The 18,376-nt window shown below is 62.9% G+C and carries 17 protein-coding genes; 9 read left to right on the forward strand and 8 right to left on the reverse strand.

All coding sequences use genetic code 11. The features are described from left to right. Positions 1 to 110: 110 nt before the first annotated feature. Entirely contained in the window at positions 111 to 404 is a 294-nt protein-coding gene (locus tag RSE12_10990) for a hypothetical protein (protein ID WRH60935.1), read from the reverse strand. Continuing rightward, positions 391 to 3,024 carry a DNA gyrase subunit A gene (gene gyrA, locus RSE12_10995; protein ID WRH64793.1) on the reverse strand — a complete coding sequence of 878 codons (2,634 nt, stop codon included), beginning with the start codon at positions 3,022 to 3,024 and terminating at the stop codon, positions 391 to 393. The genes RSE12_10990 and gyrA overlap by 14 nt, the downstream gene beginning before the upstream one ends. A 283-nt stretch (positions 3,025 to 3,307) precedes the next feature. On the opposite strand from gyrA, the gene RSE12_11000 reads away from it, so the two are divergent. Beyond that, a complete protein-coding gene (locus RSE12_11000; GenBank protein WRH60936.1) occupies positions 3,308 to 3,589 on the forward strand; it encodes an usg protein in 282 nt (93 codons plus the stop codon). Between the two features lie 173 nt (positions 3,590 to 3,762). On the opposite strand, the gene RSE12_11005 is transcribed toward RSE12_11000, so the two are convergent. Together RSE12_11005 and rocF are read right to left on the reverse strand one after the other, a co-directional pair. Next, positions 3,763 to 4,791: an ornithine cyclodeaminase gene (locus tag RSE12_11005; protein WRH60937.1), complete on the reverse strand. Its 1,029-nt coding sequence runs from the start codon at positions 4,789 to 4,791 to the stop codon at positions 3,763 to 3,765. Further along, positions 4,791 to 5,717 (reverse strand): arginase, encoded by a 927-nt coding sequence (rocF, locus tag RSE12_11010; GenBank protein ID WRH60938.1) that lies wholly within the window; start codon positions 5,715 to 5,717, stop codon positions 4,791 to 4,793. The genes RSE12_11005 and rocF overlap by 1 nt, the downstream gene beginning before the upstream one ends. Positions 5,718 to 5,824: 107 nt before the next feature. Between rocF and RSE12_11015 the strand changes: the two genes are divergently transcribed. From RSE12_11015 to RSE12_11030, 4 genes are all read left to right on the forward strand, one after another. Continuing rightward, complete coding sequence (locus RSE12_11015; protein ID WRH64794.1) at positions 5,825 to 6,256, forward strand: Lrp/AsnC family transcriptional regulator; 432 nt, start codon at positions 5,825 to 5,827, stop codon at positions 6,254 to 6,256. A gap of 210 nt (positions 6,257 to 6,466) precedes the next feature. After that, entirely contained in the window at positions 6,467 to 8,443 is a 1,977-nt protein-coding gene (locus RSE12_11020) for a heme lyase CcmF/NrfE family subunit (protein ID WRH60939.1), read from the forward strand. 20 nt (positions 8,444 to 8,463) lie between these two features. Continuing rightward, positions 8,464 to 8,910: a cytochrome c-type biogenesis protein gene (locus tag RSE12_11025; protein WRH64795.1), complete on the forward strand. Its 447-nt coding sequence runs from the start codon at positions 8,464 to 8,466 to the stop codon at positions 8,908 to 8,910. Between the two features lie 65 nt (positions 8,911 to 8,975). Next, positions 8,976 to 9,752 carry an enoyl-CoA hydratase-related protein gene (locus tag RSE12_11030; GenBank protein ID WRH60940.1) on the forward strand — a complete coding sequence of 259 codons (777 nt, stop codon included), beginning with the start codon at positions 8,976 to 8,978 and terminating at the stop codon, positions 9,750 to 9,752. Between the two features lie 157 nt (positions 9,753 to 9,909). On the opposite strand, the gene ilvN is transcribed toward RSE12_11030, so the two are convergent. From ilvN to RSE12_11050, 4 genes are read right to left on the reverse strand one after another with little or no spacing between them, the layout of a single operon-like run. After that, the gene (gene ilvN, locus RSE12_11035; protein ID WRH60941.1) at positions 9,910 to 10,470 is read right to left on the reverse strand and encodes an acetolactate synthase small subunit; all 561 of its coding nucleotides are present in this window, start codon (positions 10,468 to 10,470) and stop codon (positions 9,910 to 9,912) included. A gap of 20 nt (positions 10,471 to 10,490) precedes the next feature. Continuing rightward, a complete protein-coding gene (locus tag RSE12_11040) occupies positions 10,491 to 11,330 on the reverse strand; it encodes a polysaccharide pyruvyl transferase family protein (protein ID WRH60942.1) in 840 nt (279 codons plus the stop codon). Next, positions 11,327 to 12,412, reverse strand: a complete 1,086-nt coding sequence (locus RSE12_11045) for a hypothetical protein (protein ID WRH60943.1) — start codon at positions 12,410 to 12,412, stop codon at positions 11,327 to 11,329. Before RSE12_11045 ends, RSE12_11040 begins: the two co-directional genes overlap by 4 nt. Next, positions 12,409 to 14,163, reverse strand: a complete 1,755-nt coding sequence (locus tag RSE12_11050) for an acetolactate synthase 3 large subunit (GenBank protein WRH60944.1) — start codon at positions 14,161 to 14,163, stop codon at positions 12,409 to 12,411. The genes RSE12_11045 and RSE12_11050 overlap by 4 nt, the downstream gene beginning before the upstream one ends. 421 nt (positions 14,164 to 14,584) lie before the next feature. Between RSE12_11050 and RSE12_11055 the strand changes: the two genes are divergently transcribed. The 4 genes from RSE12_11055 to gstA all read left to right on the forward strand — a co-directional run bounded on the left by RSE12_11055 (position 14,585) and on the right by gstA (position 18,375). Continuing rightward, entirely contained in the window at positions 14,585 to 15,112 is a 528-nt protein-coding gene (locus RSE12_11055) for a TRAP transporter small permease subunit (protein ID WRH60945.1), read from the forward strand. Positions 15,113 to 15,127: 15 nt separating this feature from the next. Beyond that, positions 15,128 to 16,573 carry a TRAP transporter large permease subunit gene (locus RSE12_11060; GenBank protein WRH60946.1) on the forward strand — a complete coding sequence of 482 codons (1,446 nt, stop codon included), beginning with the start codon at positions 15,128 to 15,130 and terminating at the stop codon, positions 16,571 to 16,573. Positions 16,574 to 16,607: 34 nt separating this feature from the next. After that, positions 16,608 to 17,696 (forward strand): TRAP transporter substrate-binding protein, encoded by a 1,089-nt coding sequence (locus RSE12_11065; GenBank protein ID WRH60947.1) that lies wholly within the window; start codon positions 16,608 to 16,610, stop codon positions 17,694 to 17,696. Between the two features lie 73 nt (positions 17,697 to 17,769). Beyond that, positions 17,770 to 18,375: a glutathione transferase GstA gene (gene gstA, locus RSE12_11070; protein WRH60948.1), complete on the forward strand. Its 606-nt coding sequence runs from the start codon at positions 17,770 to 17,772 to the stop codon at positions 18,373 to 18,375. Position 18,376: the final 1 nt, after the last annotated feature.

Raw genomic sequence — 18,376 nt, forward strand, 5'->3', positions numbered from 1 at the left:
TCCCGGCGCGCGACCTTTGTTCAGGAGCGACCGATTGGCGCAGGCATAGCCCAGCTTTCCGGCGCGCCAAATAGGGCTGGATGCAAGGTGTTTGTGCGCCCATGCACAGGTCAGCGGCGCAGGCGGGCGCGGGTCTCGGCGATGAAGGCGGCAGGATCATCGGGCACGATGCCCAGTTCGGCCAGCTTCAGGAAAAAACCCGGGGCGGGTTGCCCGTTCGCGAGGCGGGCTTCCAGCAGGGCTGCGCGCTGGGGTGCGCCGGTGGCAGCGTCTGTTTCCATCAGCCGCTCAAGGGCGGCAGTCAGTTCCGCAACGCGCCAGCCCAGATCGCGGGCCAGCGCACCGTAGGTTATGGTGTCACCGCTGGCAGCAAGGGCTGCCAGCCGTTCCTCAAGCGTCATCATCGCCCTGTTCGGCGACGCGGGCGACGGAGACGACCTCTTCATCCGTGCCCACGTTGAACACCTTTACGCCACCGGCCGAACGGGAGCGGAAGCTGATCTGGTCGACCGGCACGCGGATGGATTGGCCCGTGGAGGTTGCGAGCATGATCTGATCGGACATTTCCACCGGGAACGATGCCACGAGCTTGCCGCCGCGCATCGCGCCATCCATCGCCTTGACGCCCATGCCGCCGCGGCCCCGGATCGGATAGCCATGGGAGGAGGACAGCTTGCCCGACCCACCCGAGGTGATCGTCAGGATCAGGTCTTCGGCGGCGGACATTTCGGCATAGCGTTCGGGAGACAACTGGCCAGCGGCAACGGTCTCTTCGTCTTCATCGGCCTCGCCCTCATCTTCAACCGCGCCGGCCATCAGGCGACGCTGTTTCAAATAGGCTTCGCGTTCTTCGGGCGTGGCGTCGAAATGGCGGATGATGGCCATGGAGACGACGGTATCGCTTTCACCCAGACGGATGCCGCGCACCCCGGTGGACCCGCGCGATTTGAACACGCGGATATCTGTGGTGGGGAAGCGGATGGCGCGGCCGCCAGCGGTGACCAGCATCACGTCATCGTTTTCATCGGCAATCGCTGCGTTCACAAGGAACACGCCGTCAGGCAGGTTCATCGCGATCTTGCCATTGCGTTTGACATTGGTGAAATCGGACAGGTCGTTCTGGCGCACATCGCCATCAGAGGTGGCAAAGACGATTTGCAGGTTTTCCCATTCTTCTTCCGGCACATCGACAGGCATCAGGGCCGCGATGGAGACACCGGTGGCGATGGGAAGGATGTTGACGATGGCCTTGCCCTTGGCGGTGCGGCCCGCCAGCGGCAGGCGCCATGTCTTCATCTTGTAGACCATGCCGTCGGTGGTGAAGAACAAAAGCGGCGTGTGGGTGTTGGCGACAAACAGGGTGGTGACGACGTCATCTTCTTTCGTCTGCATCGACGAAAGGCCTTTGCCGCCCCGGTTCTGGGACCGGAATTCCACCAACGGCGTGCGCTTGATATAGCCGCCCGAGGTGATGGTGACGACCATATCCTCGCGCTCGATAAGGTCTTCATCCTCCATATCGCCGGACCAGTCCTGAATTTCGGTCCGGCGGGGGACGGCGAAGAGGGCCTTAACCTCGCGCAGTTCATCGGAAATGATGCCCATGATCCGGTCGCGCGAGGACAGGATATCAAGGTAATCCTTGATCTTGGCGGCCAGTTCTTCCAACTCGTCCGTGACTTCCTTGACGCCAAGCGCGGTGAGGCGTTGCAGGCGCAGATCAAGGATGGCGCGGGCCTGCGCCTCGGACAGGTTATAGGTGCCGTCTTCGTTGATCGTATGCGAAGGATCGTCGATCAGGCGGATGTAATCGGCGATGTCATGGGCGGGCCAGCGGCGCGTCATCAGCTTTTCGCGCGCCTCGGCGGCGTCGGCGCTGGCGCGGATGGTGCGGACCACCTCATCGACGTTCGAGACAGCGACGGCCAGACCGCAGAGGATATGGCTGCGTTCGCGGGCCTTGCGCAGTTCGAACGCCGTGCGGCGGGCGACGACCTCTTCGCGGAAGGTGATGAAATGCGTGAGGAAATCGCGCAGGGTGAGTTGTTCGGGGCGACCACCGTTCAGCGCCAGCATGTTGCAACCGAACGAGGTTTGCATCGGCGTGAAACGGTAAAGCTGGTTCAGCACCACATCGGGCGTTGCGTCGCGTTTGAGTTCGATGACCACGCGCACACCGATCCGGTCGGATTCATCGGCGACGTTGGAGATGCCTTCGATTTTCTTGTCGCGGACCATTTCGGCAATGATTTCAATCATCCGCGCCTTGTTCACCTGATAGGGAACCTCGTCGATGATGATGGCGAAACGGTCCTTGCGGATTTCTTCAACCCGCGTCTTGGCCCGGATGATGACGCTGCCGCGCCCTTCCAGATATGCCTTGCGCGCGCCGGACCGGCCGAGGATCACCGCGCCCGTGGGGAAATCGGGGGCGGGGATGATGTCCATCAACGCCTCTGTCGACAGGTCGGGATTGTCGATCAGGGCCAGCGTGCCATCAATCACCTCGCCCAAGTTGTGGGGCGGGATGTTGGTCGCCATGCCGACAGCGATGCCGCCTGCGCCATTGACCAGCATGTTCGGGAAACGGGCGGGAAGGACGGTGGGTTCACGGTCCTTGCCATCGTAGTTGTCCTGAAAATCGACGGTATCCTTGTCGATATCGGCCAGAAGGAAGGCGGCGGGTTTGTCCATCCGCACTTCGGTGTAGCGCATGGCCGCGGCGGCGTCGCCGTCCATGGACCCGAAATTTCCCTGCCCATCCAAGAGCTTGAGCGACATGGAAAAGGGCTGTGCCATGCGGACGAGTGCATCGTAAATCGCGCTATCGCCATGGGGGTGGTATTTCCCCATCGTGTCGCCGACCGGGCGGGCGGATTTGCGATAGGATTTGTCATGGGTGTTGCCGGATTCCTGCATCGCGAACAGGATGCGGCGGTGAACCGGTTTCAGACCGTCGCGCAGATCGGGGATCGCGCGGGAGACGATCACGCTCATGGCGTAATCGAGATAGGCGGTCTTCATCTCTTCGGTGATCGACCGCTGCTGGCCTGTCCAGGTGGACTTTGGCGCGGAATCTTCGGTGTTTTCAGGGGTTTCGGGCGTGTCGTTCACGTGGACCTGAGCCTTCCTGTGGGCATGCTACATCTTGTTGGCGTGGACCTTACACCATCCCGTATCTGGGGTGCAATGCAGGAAGGGCCTGGGTTTTGGCAGCCACGGCGGGAGAGTGACAACATATTGAAATCATTGCCGGAAAATCCGAATCGGTACAGCATTTTACTGGGGGAATAACTTGGAGGTGCGCATGAGCCTGAACCGTGACCGCAGCGAGACCGAGTTGATGCTGAAGGGATATGGCCTGACGACGGCGGAATTCTACTATCGGATGCCGGATTATCGCAATGTTCTCAATACCTTCGTCTGGCAGACCTATGATCTGGCCCCGGATTACCCGGAATTGTTCCGCTTCATCGAGTTCTGGCATGAGCAGATCGAGGGGCCGCTGCATTCGGTGCGGTTCACCCATCGCAAGCTGATCAGCCCCGGCGAGTGGCGCAACGTGGTGGGCGAGTTCCGTTTGCACTGAAATCGGCGTTCAGCGTGTGGTGCAGACGGCTGTGCAGACGGGCGTATGCACGCAGCGAGCGGCGTGTAGATGATCCGGCAAGGGTGCGCGGGAAGGCACCCCCCGGGGCGTTGCCCCGGACCCCAGGGTATTTTTGCCAAGATGAAGCGGCTTGGCCGCTTTTTCGGGGTGTGTCAGGCGGCGCGCAGGAGCATGCCGAACAGGTCGCGCGGATCGTCGGGGTCGGCGATCATGTCGAGGTCTTCGTAGAGGCCTGTCTCTGCCAGTTTGGAGCGGATGTAGTTCAGGGCCGAGAAATCCTCGATCGCGAAGCCGACAGAGTCGAACAGGGTGACTTGGGTCGCATGGGTGCGACCCTGTGTCTGGCCTGCGATGACCTGCCAGAGTTCGGTGACCGGGTGGTCGGGGGCGAGTTGCTGAATTTCACCCTCTACCCGCGTCTGGGGCGGGTATTCGACGAAGATGGACGAGCGGGCGAGGATATCGCGGTGCAGTTCCGTCTTGCCGGGACAATCGCCGCCGACGCCGTTGATATGGACGCCGGAGCCTATCATGTTGTCGGTCAGGATGGTGGCGTTGGTCTTGTCGGCGGTTACAGTGGTGATGATCTGTGCGCCAAGGATCGCCTCTTCCGCGGTGCGGCAGGCGGTGACGGTGAGGCCGCGCCCTTCGAGGTTGCGGGCGCATTTCAGGGTGGCGGCAGGATCTATGTCGTAAAGGCGCACTTCGGTGATCCCGCAGACCGCCTTGAAGGCCAGCGCCTGAAATTCGGCCTGCGCGCCGTTGCCGATGAGCGCCATGGTCGTGGCCCCGCGCGGGGCCAGCCATTTGGCGGCCATCGCGCTGGTGGCGGCAGTCCGCAGGGCAGTGAGGATGGTCATTTCCGAAAGCAGCACCGGATAGCCGGTTTCCACATCGGCCAGCAGGCCGAAGGCGGTGACGGTTTGCAGCCCCCGCTTCATGTTGGACGGGTGACCGTTGACGTATTTGAACCCGTAGGTTTCGCCATCCGAGGTGGGCATGAGTTCGATCACCCCCACATCGGAATGGGAGGCGATGCGGGGGGTTTTGTCAAACTGGCCCCAGCGCAGGAAATCCGCCTCGATCGCGGTGGCGAGGTCGGTCAGCACACGGTCGATCCCGATATGGTGGACGAGTTTCATCATCCGGTCGACCGAGACGAAGGGAACGAGGTTCAGCATCACATGTGCCCCCTGGTCGGGCGGTCGAACACCTTGCGGCCCATGAGGGAGGCGACGAGATCGACCATCAACCGCGCGGTGCGGCCACGTTCATCGAGGAAGGGATTGAGTTCCACAAGGTCGAGCGAGGTGACGAGGGCGGATTCGTGCAGCAGTTCCATCACGAGATGCGCCTCGCGGAAGGTGGTGCCACCGGGGACCGTGGTGCCGACGGCCGGGGCGATGGAGGGGTCGAGGAAATCCACGTCGAGCGAGACATGCAGCATCCCCCCCGCCATGCGGACGCGGTCGAGGAAGGCGCGCAGCGGGGCGACGATGCCCTGTTCATCCAGCACGCGCATGTCGTTGATCGCGATGTCATGGGTGAGCAGCGCAGCATGTTCGGCCGGGTCCACCGAGCGGATGCCGTAAAGGCAGATGTTCTGCGGCGGGATAGGGGCGGGGAAGGGGGGGAAGGCGTCAAACCCGTCGCGCCCGGCGATATAGGCCACGGGTGTGCCATGCAGGTTGCCCGAGGTGGTGGTCATCGGCGTGTGGAAATCGGAATGGGCATCGAGCCAGAGCAGGAACAGGGGGCGGTCCTGCCGTTTGGCAAAGGCCGCAGCACCGGAGACGGTGCCGAGCGCGAGGGAATGATCGCCGCCCAGGATGATGGGCAGGCCGCCCTGTGACAGCGCGTCATCGACGCGGTCAGCGAGGATCTGTGTCCAGCCCAGCGTTTCAGCCAACGAGTGAACGGCGGGGTTGGCGCAGGTGACCGGCTCCAGATCGGGGAGGGCGACATCGCCCCAATCTTCGACCCCGTGACCCAGCATGCGGAGGGAAGGGGCAAGGCCCGCGACGCGATAGGCGGCGGGGCCCATCAGGCAGCCGGGGTAGCGCTGGCCGCTGTCGATGGGTGCGCCGATGAGGATGGTGTTGGGCATGGGACTCTCCTTGACCCACAGGGTCTTTCCGGGTTGCGGTGGAATCCAGCGTTGTTATGGTCAAAGCGGACAAGGTATTGACCATAACGGCGAGGTAATTGGCCATGATGGACGAAACGGATCAGCGATTGGTGGCCGAGTTGCGGCGCGACGGGCGGGCGGCGCTGTCCGATCTGGCCGAACGGCTGGGGCTGAGCCGGGCCACGGTGCGCGCGCGGATGGAGCGGTTGACGGCGCGGGGGGATATCGCGGGGTTCACCGTTCTGACGCGGGGGGATGTGACGCCATCGCCCGTGCGCGGGCTGATGATGATCGGGATCGAGGGGCGCGGCGGCGAGAAGATCATGGCGCGGCTGGGGGGGCTGCCGCAGGTGCAGGCGGTGCATTCGACCAACGGGCGGTGGGATGTGATCGTGGAGTTGGGGACGCAGACGCTGTTGGAATTGGACGAGACGATCCACCGCATCCGGGCGATGGAAGGGGTGACGGTGTCGGAGACGAACCTGTTGTTGTCGACGCGCAAGGCGGGGCGGCGGTAGCGCGCGGGGCTGGCCGCCGGGGGCGCTTCGCCCCCCGGACCCCCAGAGGATATTTGCTGCAGAGAAGATGAGGGGCTTGGCCGGGTTCCGGCAGGGTGGGTCCACGACTGATCAAACCTGCGTATGCGCCTGCGTCAGGGGCGCGCAGGCCATTGGAGCGGGCGCGGAATGCGCCTATTGTCTGCGCCAAAGTATAGGGGAGGCCTGCCGGTGATCGTAGAGCTTGGGCATTTTGCGCTGATCCTGGCGCTGGCGGTGGCGGTGATCCAGTCGATCGTGCCTCTGGTGGGGGCGCAGCGGCGCAATGCGGCCTGGATGGCGGTGGGCGATCCGGCGGCGGTGGCGCAGTTCCTGCTGATCGGCTTTTCCTTTGCCGCGCTGACCTATGCTTTTGTGGTGTCGGATTTTTCGCTGGCGCTGGTGGTGGGCAATTCGCACACGCTAAAGCCCATGCTTTACAAGATCTCGGGCGTCTGGGGGAACCATGAAGGGTCGCTTCTTCTGTGGGTGCTGATCCTGGCGCTGTTCGGGGCCTGTGCGGTGTGGTTCGGGCAGAACCTGCCGCCGCAGTTGAAGGCGCGGGTGCTGGCGGTGCAGGGGATGATCGGGGTGGCGTTCCTGCTGTTCATGCTGCTGACATCGAACCCGTTCCTGCGGCTGGCCGTGCCGCCGCTCGATGGGCAGGATTTGAACCCGCTGTTGCAGGATCCGGGTTTGGCGTTCCATCCGCCGTTCCTGTATCTTGGATATGTCGGGCTTTCGATGTCGTTCAGTTTCGCTGTTGCCGCGCTGATCGAGGGGCGGGTGGATGCGGCCTGGGGGCGCTGGGTGCGTCCCTGGACGCTGGCGGCCTGGGTGTTTTTGACCATTGGGATCGCGCTGGGGTCTTGGTGGGCCTATTATGAGCTTGGCTGGGGCGGGTTCTGGTTCTGGGACCCGGTGGAGAATGCCAGTTTCATGCCCTGGCTGATCGCGGCGGCGCTGTTGCATTCGGCCATCGTGGTGGAGAAACGGGAAAGCCTGAAGGCCTGGACGATCCTGCTGGCGATCCTTGCCTTTGGGTTTTCGCTGATCGGGACGTTCATCGTGCGGTCGGGGGTGATCACATCGGTTCATGCCTTTGCGAATGATCCGGAGCGGGGGATGTTCATCCTGCTGATCCTGGGTGTGTTCATGGGCGGCGCGCTGACACTATTCGCGGCGCGGGCGGGCGCGCTGGAGGCGAAGGGGGTGTTCGGCATGGTCAGCCGCGAAAGCGCGCTGGTAGCCAACAACATCCTGCTGGCGGTATCGGCCTTTGTGGTGTTCTTCGGCACGATCTGGCCGCTGGTGGCGGAACTGGTCTTTGACCGCAAGCTGAGCGTGGGCGAGCCGTTCTTCAACGCGGCCTTTTCACCCTTCGTCGTGGGGTTGGCGATGATCCTGCCCTTTGGCGCGATGATGCCATGGAAGCGGGGCGATGTGGGCCGCGCGATGCGGCCGCTGTGGCCGGTACTGCTGTTGTCTGTGTCGCTGGGGGCGCTTGTCTGGGCGATGCAGACGGGGCGGTCGGCACTGGGGCCGGTGGGCGTGATCCTGGGTGTCTGGGTGCTGGGTGGCGCGCTGGTTGATCTGTGGACGCGGACGGGGCGCGGGGCGCTGTCGGGGCGGTTTTCGCGGCTGGCGCGGTTGCCGCGTGCTGATTGGGGCAAGGCGGTTTCGCATGGCGGGCTGGGTGTCACGATCTTTGCCGTGTCGGCCATGCTGGCCTGGAAGACCGAGGATATCCGCGTGGTGCCGGTGGGGGGCAGCTATGCCCTTGGCCCCTATGAGGTGACGCTGGTCGACGTGCGCGAGGTGGAGGGGCCGAATTACCAATCCACCATGGCCGAGATGCGGGTGACGCGGGACGGCGCAGATGTGACGACGCTGTTCCCGGAGAAGCGCGTCTATCCAGTGGCCGGGATGCCCACGACCGAAGCAGCAATCGACTATGGCTTTTTGCGCGATATCTATCTGGTGATCGGCGATCCGCAGGACAATGGCGGCTGGGCGGTGCGGTCCTATATCGAGCCCTTTGCCAACTGGCTGTGGGCAGGGTGTCTGCTGATGGCGCTGGGCGGTGTGCTGAGCCTGACGGACCGGCGCTATCGCGTGGCGGCAGGGGCGCGGCGTGCGCCTGCGGCAACCGGGGTGCCTGCGGAATGAGCGGCGGCTGGTTTGGCGTGCTGAAGCCCGCGCTGCTGGCGCTGGCCTTGCTGGCCGCGCCGCCGGTGATGGCGGTGCAGCCCGATGAGATGCTGGCCGATCCGGCGCTGGAGGCACGGGCGCGGGTGCTGTCCAAGGGGTTGCGTTGTCTGGTGTGCCGCAACGAGAACATTGATGACAGCGATGCGCAACTGGCGCGCGACCTGCGCATCCTGCTGCGCGAGCGGCTGGTGGCGGGTGACACGGATGCCGAAGCGGTGGCCTTTCTGGTGGACCGCTATGGGGAATATGTGCTGCTGAACCCGCCTGCGACGGGGGCGAATATCCTGTTGTGGATCGCGGGGCCGGTGATGCTGCTGGCCGGGGCGGGGATTGCCTTTGCCACCTTCCGGCGGCGGGGAACGGCGGTGGCAGAGGGGCTGAACGCCGAAGAAGCGGCGCGGGTCGCCGAGATTATGAAAGAGTGACGCGCCGTCGCGCTTTTGCTTTGCCCTGAGCCGCCGTTAGGCTGGCGGCAACAGGGAGGCGCGACATGGGCTATGAGACGATCACCGTGACAGAGGCGGGCGGGGTGGCGACCATCACCCTGAACCGGGCCGAGGTGATGAATGCGCTGTCTTCGCGGCTGAGGGGGGAGTTGCTGGCGGCGATCCGGGCGGCATCCCTTAGCGCGCGCTGTATCGTGCTGACGGGGGCAGGGCGGGCCTTCTGTTCCGGGCAGGATTTGCAGGATGCGATGGCGCTGGGGCAGACCGATCTGGGCCGCATTCTGGCCGAGGAATATGAACCCTTGCTAAAGGCGATCTATGATTGCCCGGTGCCTACGATTGCCGCAGTCAATGGGGCGGCGGCGGGGGCGGGGGCCAATCTGGCGCTTGCCTGTGATGTGGTCATCGCCTGCGAGAGCGCGAGTTTCATTCAGGCTTTCACGCGGATCGGGCTGATCCCGGATGCGGGCGGCACCTATTGGTTGCCGCGGCAGGTGGGGATGGCGCGGGCGATGGGGGCGGCGTTGTTTGCCGAGAAGATCACCGCGCGGCAGGCGGTGGATTGGGGGATGATCTGGGAGGCGGTGCCAGATGAGGCCTTTGCCGCCCATGTGGCGGCGCGCGCCGGGGCGCTGGCGGCTGGGCCGACAGTCGCCTATCGGCTGGTGAAAGAGGCGCTGCGGGCGTCACCGGCGAACGGGCTGGAGGCGCAACTGGCGCTGGAGGCGCGGTTGCAGAGCGAGGCCGGGGCGACCGCGGATTTCCGCGAAGGGGTGGCGGCGTTTCTGGAAAAACGCCCGGCGCGGTTTCGCGGGGTGTGACGCGAGGGCGGAATTTGACGCAAATTCCGCGACGGACTCGCGCGCAGAAACCTGCTGCCTGACGGCAAAACGGGGCTTCCGATCAGGTTGGGATTGCAGCGCAGCCGCACCGGAATTTGTGTCAAATTCCGGTGCGATTTTTGCGTCAAAAATCGCGTCAGGCCCCGCGCGACAGGGCCGCAACGCCCGTGCGGGCGATTTCGCGCAGGCCCAGCGGGCGCATCAGCTCGGCGAAGGCGTCGATCTTTTCGGGGGTACCCGTCATTTCGAAAATGAAGCTTTCCAGCGTGGAATCCACCACATTGGCGCGGAAGATTTCGGCCAGACGCAGCGCCTCGATCCGGGCTTCGCCCTTGCCGGCCACCTTGAACAGCGCAAGTTCGCGCTGCACGGCGGGGCCTTCGGCCGTAAGGTCATGTACTTCATAGACCGAAACGATGCGGCCAAGCTGCGCCTCGATCTGGTCGATCACGGCGGGGGTGCCCGAGGTGACGATGGTGATGCGCGACCGGTGGCCGGTGTGATCCACCTCGGCCACGGTGAGGCTGTCGATGTTGTAGCCGCGCCCGGCAAACAGGCCGATCACGCGGGCGAGGACGCCGGGTTCGTTTTCGACGATGACCGCGAGGGTATGGCTTTCGATCACGGTGCTGTTGTGATCGCGCAGGTCATAGGCGGAATGGCTGGTTGAGCCTTTTCTTATGTTCAGAGGTGGCATCGGTGATCTCCGGAGTTGAGTCAAAGCGCGGGCAGGCGCCATTTCGGAAGCTGGGCTGCCCAGTCGAAGAGTTTTTCGTAAAGCTCGCCAAGCCGCTTTACCTTGCCTGCCGCTGTGAAAAGCGCGGAAGGGGTATCGCAGCACAGTTGCGGCTGGCCTGCCCAATGCATGACCCCCGCAATCTTGTGCGTATTGCCGCCAAAGGCGACAAAGGGGGTCCGTGCACGCAGGGCCGCCATCATGCCATGGAAGCGCCCTGTCACGAAAACGGGATGGCGTTTGACAGTGGCCAGCGTGTCCGACCAGTTCAGTTTGCGCATGTCGAGCAACGGCAATTTTGATCTGGAGCCGCCGTTCAGGATGACGAAACACCCGAACTCCGCCGCGTAGAGATCGGTGATCAGGGTGCGATCATCCTTTGGAAGGTCGGGGATCGTTATCGGATATTGCAGGCTCAGGTCAGGAAGCAAGGTGGCGGTGACGCCGTGCTTTTGGTCAAGCTCCCGCAGGCTGAGCGTTTCGCGGACCGTGAAATGGTCAAGCCGGCGAAGCACGTCGTCATGATCGGTCGACATGTCCTGCCAGGATGTATTGATCAAGGCGGTCCATTTTCCGCGCCGCTGGCCTTCGGCCAGAATGTCGAGCAGGTGCCGCGGGCGGGATTTGTTGTGGTGGAGTGTGCCTTCGCCGTTCACGATGATGGCGTCGGCTTCGCTGATTGCGTCGATCTCGATCCGTGCGGGATCGCTTTCGACAAGCAGGCTGTGGCCTGCGGCGACAATCTCGGACCGGATCACCTCGGACACGGCCCAGCTGCCGCCGTGATAGGCCCGGCAATCATTGGCGAAGTAAATCTTCATCGCGCACCATCCAGGATCAGATCGGCGATGCGGTCGGTGGCGGGGCCGGGGCGAAGGTTGTCGTGCAGAACAGAGAGCTGATACATCTTTTGCAGCGGCGTCGGTGCCAGCATGGACTGCAGGACGGCGGAGGCATCGCTGTCGGGCCGGATCTGCCAGGCGGGATGCAGAAAAGCGGTGTCGTCATCATAGCTGAGATGGGCGACAGGCAGGCCCTGAGCCATCGCTTCGATTGAAAGCGTCGATGCTGTGGTGATCACGGCGCGGCTTTCGCGCAGGTCCTGCTCCAGAGCTGCGGTGGATTGGGGCAGGGACCGGATACGATCGACCATGTCTTGTCCCAGCGTGTCGGCGAAAAGTTCGACCGCGCAAAGGCCATCCGGTTTGAGACCGCGCCCGAAGCGGAAGCGCAGCCGATGGCCGCTTGCCGCCAGCGTTGTCATGGTGCGGTCGAGCAGCCGATAGAAGGCCACAAGCTGCGCCTGCGAATACCCCGGCTTGTTGGCCGTTGCGATCAGGATGTCGCCCGTGCCCGGAAAGCGTTCTGCATCGCCCAAGGTGATGCGCGAACTGCCCGTGACATGGATCCGATCCGGGGCAACACCCATGGCCCGCAGCATCCGGGCCGACGCATCGCCAAACACGGCAATCCTGTCGCTGGCCAGGGGCCGATAGCGCGCGGTGCCATCGGCGAAAACAACGCTGGAATGCTGATATTCGATGATCCCGTCCTGCAAGGTGAGCGTCGGAACCTTTCCGCGCAGGTCATTCAGGATGCCGAGGATGGAGGTGACACAGGAATGAAACGTGACCAGACAACGTGCCTGCCGCAGCGCATCGGTTGCCTTGACCGCATCACTGGTGTGGACAAGGCGCACGGACGCGCCCCGCGCATGCAGGGCATCGGCGATCTCGTCGGTGTAGTGACGAAAGGCCGTCATCGCCAGAAAGACGACGGCCCCCTGCAGCTGTTCGACAGGATCCCCGGCCTTCCAGAATACGGTCGAGGGTGCGGGCGATGTCGGTTGGTCCGGCACTGTAACACTGGTCCCCTGAACATCGCCCGTATGATGATGGTTCACACCAGCACCGCCCCCTTGGCACCGATCACGCCCTGGGTATCGGCTTCGCCCAGCAGCATTTCGTTATGCGGCTTGCCCGACGGGATCATGGGGAAGCAGTTTTCGTGCTTTTCCACGAGGCAATCAAAGATCACCGGGCCGTCATAGCGCAGCATGTCCATGATCGCGTCATCAAGATCGGCGGGATCAGAACATTTGATGCCCTTGCAACCGAATGCTTCGGCCAGTTTCACGAAATCGGGGAGGCTTTCGCTCCAGCTGTGCGAATAGCGTTCGCCGTGCAGCAGTTCCTGCCACTGGCGCACCATGCCGAGCCGTTCGTTGTTCAGGATGAACTGCTTGACCGGGGCGCGGAACTGGATCGCGGTGCCCATTTCCTGCATGTTCATCAGCCAGGATGCTTCGCCCGCAACGTTGATGACGAGCGCGTCGGGATGGGCGATCTGAACGCCGATGGAGGCAGGCAGACCATAGCCCATGGTGCCAAGGCCACCCGATGTCATCCAGCGGTTGGGATCTTCAAAGCCAAGGAATTGCGCGGCCCACATCTGATGCTGGCCCACTTCGGTGGTGATGTAACGATCCATGCCTTTGGTCAGCGCCTCAAGCCGCTGGAGCGCGTGCTGGGGTTTGATGACCTTTGTGCTGTTCTTGAAGGACAGGCAGTTCACCGCCCGCCATTCGTTGATCTGCTTCCACCATTTGTCGAGGCCTGCGCGGTTGGTCTTGCTGCCGCGCGCCTTCCAGATGCGGAGCACCTCTTCCAGCACAAGGGTGATGTCGCCAAGGATCGGCACGTCGACGCGGATCACCTTGTTGATGGAGGACGGGTCGATGTCGATGTGGGCCTTGCGGGAATTGGGCGAGAAATCCTTGACGCGGCCGGTGATGCGGTCGTCGAAGCGGGCGCCAACGTTGATCATCAGATCGCAGCCATGCATGGCGAGGTTGGCCTCATAAAGACCATGCATCCCCAGCATCCCCAGCCAGTTCTTGCCCGAGGCCGGATAGGCACCCAGCCCCATCAGCGTGGAGGTGACGGGGAAATCCGTGGCGGCGGTCAGTTCGCGCAGCAACTGGCTGGCCTTGGGGCCGGAATTGATGACGCCGCCGCCGGTGTAGAGGATCGGGCGTTCGGCGGTTTCCATCATTTCCACAAGGCGGGTGATCGCCTCGGTGTCGCCCTGCACGCGGGGCTGATAATGCGACACCTTGGTCTTTTCGCGCGGCGTGTATTCGGCGGTGGCGAATTGCACATCCTTGGGGATGTCGATCAGCACCGGGCCGGGGCGGCCCGAGGTGGCCACATGGAAGGCCTGATGGATGGTTTCCGACAGCTTCGCCGTGTCTTTCACCAGCCAGTTATGTTTCGTGCAGGGGCGGGTGATGCCGACGGTGTCGGCCTCTTGGAACCCGTCGGTGCCAATCATGAAGGTGGGAACCTGACCCGTCAGCACCACCAGAGGGATGGAATCCATCAGCGCGTCGACAAGGCCGGTCACGGCATTGGTGGCACCGGGGCCAGAGGTGACCAGCACGACGCCCGGCTTGCCGGTCGAACGGGCATAGCCTTCGGCCATGTGGACAGCGCCCTGTTCGTGGCGCACGAGGATGTGGCGGATATCATTCTGCTGAAAGATTTCGTCATAGATCGGCAGCACGGCCCCGCCGGGATAGCCGAACACGACCTCGACCCCCTGATCCTTCAGGGCCTGCACCACCATTCTTGCGCCGCTCATCTGCTTGGTCATCGTCATCCATCCTTGTTCGGGCCACTGCCCCGTCATCGCGCAACAAAAAGCCCCCGGTTTTCGATCCGGGGGCGCATGGGAGCCATATGGCCAGCGTTACCGCCCCATGCGCCATCGTCCTACGTCTACGAGAATGCCGGACATATCCGTTCCTCTTGTTACCGCGGCGGACACTATGGCGGGCGGAATGGGGCGTCAACCGCAAAAACAGGCTTAAAGTGTCGCAGGGAGGTGAAAAATTGCACTATTCTTTCCCATTGCTGCCAATTCGCGCAACTTTTGAAAAGGTGGGGTGAGTTTCGGCATAAACCGCGCAAAGATTGTGGATCGCACTTGAAAAGAGAAGCGGACTGAACAACTACTCATTGTATGGCCGCGTCAGACGGCCAGCGTACTCGGGGGGAAGGAATTGCAGGGTCTTTTGACGCTCGCGTCCGGCATTGACCGGATGAACAAGTTCTTTGGAATCGTGGCGTCGATCATGGTGGCATCGGCCTGTCTGATCAGCGCGCTGAATGCGATTTCGCGCTATGCATTCGATATCTCTTCCAACGCGTTCCTTGAGATCCAGTGGCAGATGTATGCCGCAACCTTTCTTCTTGGCGCGCCCTGGGTGTTCAAGCTGAATGAACATGTGCGCGTCGATCTGCTTTACAGCATCTATCAGCCGCGCACGAAGCTGTGGGTCGATGTATTCGGGCTGCTGTTCTTTCTGTTTCCGGTCTGCTTCATCATGCTTGAGATGGCCTTCCCCTGGGCCTGGAATGCCATGGTGGCGGGCGAGATTTCGGCCAATGCGGGGGGGCTGCCCGTGTGGCCGGTCAAGCTGCTCTTGCCGCTGGGGTTCACGCTGCTGCTGTTGCAGGGCGTGGCCGAACTGATCCGGCGCGTGGCTGCCTTGCGCGGCGAAATTGCGCTGGACCTCAGCTACGAAAAACCTCTGCAATGACCGGAAAGGCCGCGCATGCTTGAATACGGTTTCCTCGCCCCGGCGATGTTCGCGGGCCTGATCTGCTTTCTGTTGGTTGGTTTTCCGGTGGCCTTCTCGCTGGCAGCCCTTGGCCTTTCCTTTGGGTTCATCGCGATTGAGGTGGGATATTTCGGGCTGCCGTTCCTGCAGGCGCTGCCGGCGCGGGTGTTCGGCATCATGTCGAACGATCTGCTGCTGGCCATCCCGTTCTTTACCTTCATGGGGGTCGTGCTGGAGAAATCGGGTCTGGCCGAGGACCTGATGGAAGGGTTTGGCCAGTTGTTCGGGCCGATCCCGGGCGGCATCGCCTATGCGGTGATCTTTGTGGGCGCAATTCTGGGGGCCATCACCGGGACGGTGGCGGCATCCGTCATCGCCATCGGGATGATCTCGATCCCGATCATGTTGAAATACGGCTATGACATGAAGATCGGCACCGGGGTGATCGCGGCCTCTGGCACGATCACGCAGGTGATCCCGCCGTCGCTCGTGCTGATCGTTCTGGCCTTCCAGCTGGGCGTGCCGGTGGGCGATATGTATCTGGGCGCCATCGGGCCTTCGATCGCGCAAGTGCTGCTGTTCACGGGTTTCATCCTGCTGGTGTCGATCCTGAGCCCGCACAAGGTGCCCGCGCTGCCGCCCGAGGCGCGCACGCTGTCGGGCCGCGCGCTGGCGTCAAAGCTGGCTTGGGGGATGGTGCCGTCGCTGGTGCTGATTTTCCTGGTGCTGGGCACGATCTTCATGGGGCTGGCCACGCCGACCGAGGCGGGTGCGATGGGATCGGTGGGCGCGGTGCTGCTGGCCAAGTCGCATGGGCGCTTCAGCTGGCGGATGGTCTGGGAGGCGTCTGACGGCACGATGCGGATCACGGCGATGGTGATCTTCATCCTTGTGGGTGCCACAGTGTTCAGTCTGGTGTTTCAGGGCGTGAACGGGGGCAAGTGGATCGAGCATCTGCTGAGCCACATTCCCGGCGGGCGGCTTGGTTTCCTAATCTTCGTCAACGTGTTCATCTTCTTCATCGCCTTCTTCCTCGACTTCTTCGAGATCGTCTTCATCATCATCCCGCTCTTGATTCCGACGGCGATCGCACTGGACATCGATCTGGTTTGGCTGGGTGTGCTGATCTGCGTGAACATGCAGACGGCGTTTATGCATCCGCCCTTTGGATTTGCGCTGTTCTACCTGCGCGGGATCGCCCCGCCCGAGGTGAAAAGCCGGGACATCTATCTGGGGTCGATACCGTTCATCATCTTGCAGTTGATTCTGGTGGCGTTGATCATCACCTTCCCGGGGATCGTTGACGGGCTGATCACTGAGGAAGTGCTGCTGGATGATGCGGCGATTGATCTGCAACTGGACGCGCTGCCGATGCCCGGTCTTGAGGCACCCGCGCTTGACCTTGACCTTTCGCCGGCACCCGCGCCGGCGGGCGACTGAACGTACTGATCCGAAAACTCAAAGGGAGGCCTAAATGAAAAGACGCAATTTCCTGTCCACCGCAGCAGTGGGGACAATCGCAGCCGGTCTGGCGGCACCTGCCATCGCGCAGACGGCGCCGAAGGTAAGCTGGCGCCTGACCTCGGGCTTCCCGAAGGCGCTGGATACCATCTATGGCGCGGCGGAAGACTTTGCCAAATACGTGAGCGATGCGACCGACGGCAACTTCCAGATCCAGTCCTTCCCGGCGGGCGAGATCGTTCCTATGCCCGAGGCAGCCGATGCCGTCGGGTCGGGCACCGTCGAGATGACTCATACCGCCAGCTACTACTACTGGGGCAAGGACCCGACCTATGCGCTGGGCACGGCTGTTCCCTTCGGGCTGAACGTGCGCGGCTTGAACGCGTGGAACTATGACGGCGGTGGCATCGACATGATGAACACCTTCTATGCCAAGCAGAACCTGATCGGCTTCCCCGGTGGCAATACCGGCTGCCAGATGGGCGGCTGGTGGCGCAAGGAGATCAACTCGCTGGCCGATCTTCAGGGTGTGAAGATGCGCATCGGCGGCATGGGCGGCAAGGTGATGGAAGCGCTGGGCGTCGTGCCGCAGCAGATCCCGGGCGGCGAGATCTATCCGTCGCTGGAACGCGGCACGATCGATGCGGCGGAATGGGTCGGCCCCTATGACGACGAAAAGCTGGGCCTCAACAAGGTGGCGCCGTTCTATTACTATCCGGGGTTCTGGGAAGGCGGCGCGATGCTGCATTTCATGATCAACCTGGGCAAGTGGAACGAGCTGACCCCGGCCTATCAGGCCATCGTCAAATCGGCTGCGGCACAGGCCAACGCAACCATGCTGGCCAAGTATGACTATCGCAACCCGGCTGCGCTGCGCAGCCTGATCGCGGGCGGCGCGCAGCTGAAGCCCTATCCGGATGACGTGCTGATGAAGGCCTTCGAAGAGGCGAACAAGCTTTACGCCACGCTGTCGGCCGAGAATGCGGACTTCAAGACGATCTATGACGCGCAGACCGCCTATCGCAACGAAGCGAACCTGTGGAACCAAGTGGCGGAATACACATTCGACACGTTCATGATCCGCAACCGCCCGCGCGGCTGATCGCGCAGGCAGATGAAAACCGGGGGGGCCGCACTGCGATGGTGCGGCCCTTCTTAACAAAAGGGATGTTTCCATGAAGCTTTACTATTCGCCCGGGGCCTGTTCGCTGGCCTCGCATATCGTTCTGGCCGAAAGCGGGGCTGACTATTCCGTAGAGCGGGCCGATATCCGCGCCAAGAAGACGGAAAGCGGTGGCGATTTCACTGCCATCAGCCCGCGCGGGGCGGTGCCGGTGCTGGTGCTTGAGGATGGCGAAGTGCTGACCGAGGGCGTGGCGATCATGCAGTTTGTGGCCGACAGCGTGACGCCGGGCAAGCTGCCCGCCGCAGGCACGCTGGCGCGGGCGCGGCTGCAAGAAGCGCTGAACTTTGTATCGACCGAAGTGCACAAGACCTATTCTCCTTTTTTCCGGGGGCTGGAGGGCGCAGTGAAAGAGGCGCAGCTGGCGCTGCTGAATAACCGTCTGGCGCTGGTGGAGGCACGGCTTGCCGATGGGCGCGACTATCTGCTGGGCGCGGATTTCACCCCGGCGGATGCCTATCTGTTCACCGTCACCAACTGGTCCAAGGGGATTGGGCATGACCTTTCCGCCTTCCCGAAGCTGGAGGCGGTGCGCGCGCGGATTGCGGCGCGCCCTGCGGTGCAGGCGGCGATGACGGCGGAAGGTCTGCTGAAGTAAG

It is taken from the genome of Fuscovulum sp., assembly GCA_035192965.1.
Lineage (GTDB): Bacteria > Pseudomonadota > Alphaproteobacteria > Rhodobacterales > Rhodobacteraceae > Paragemmobacter.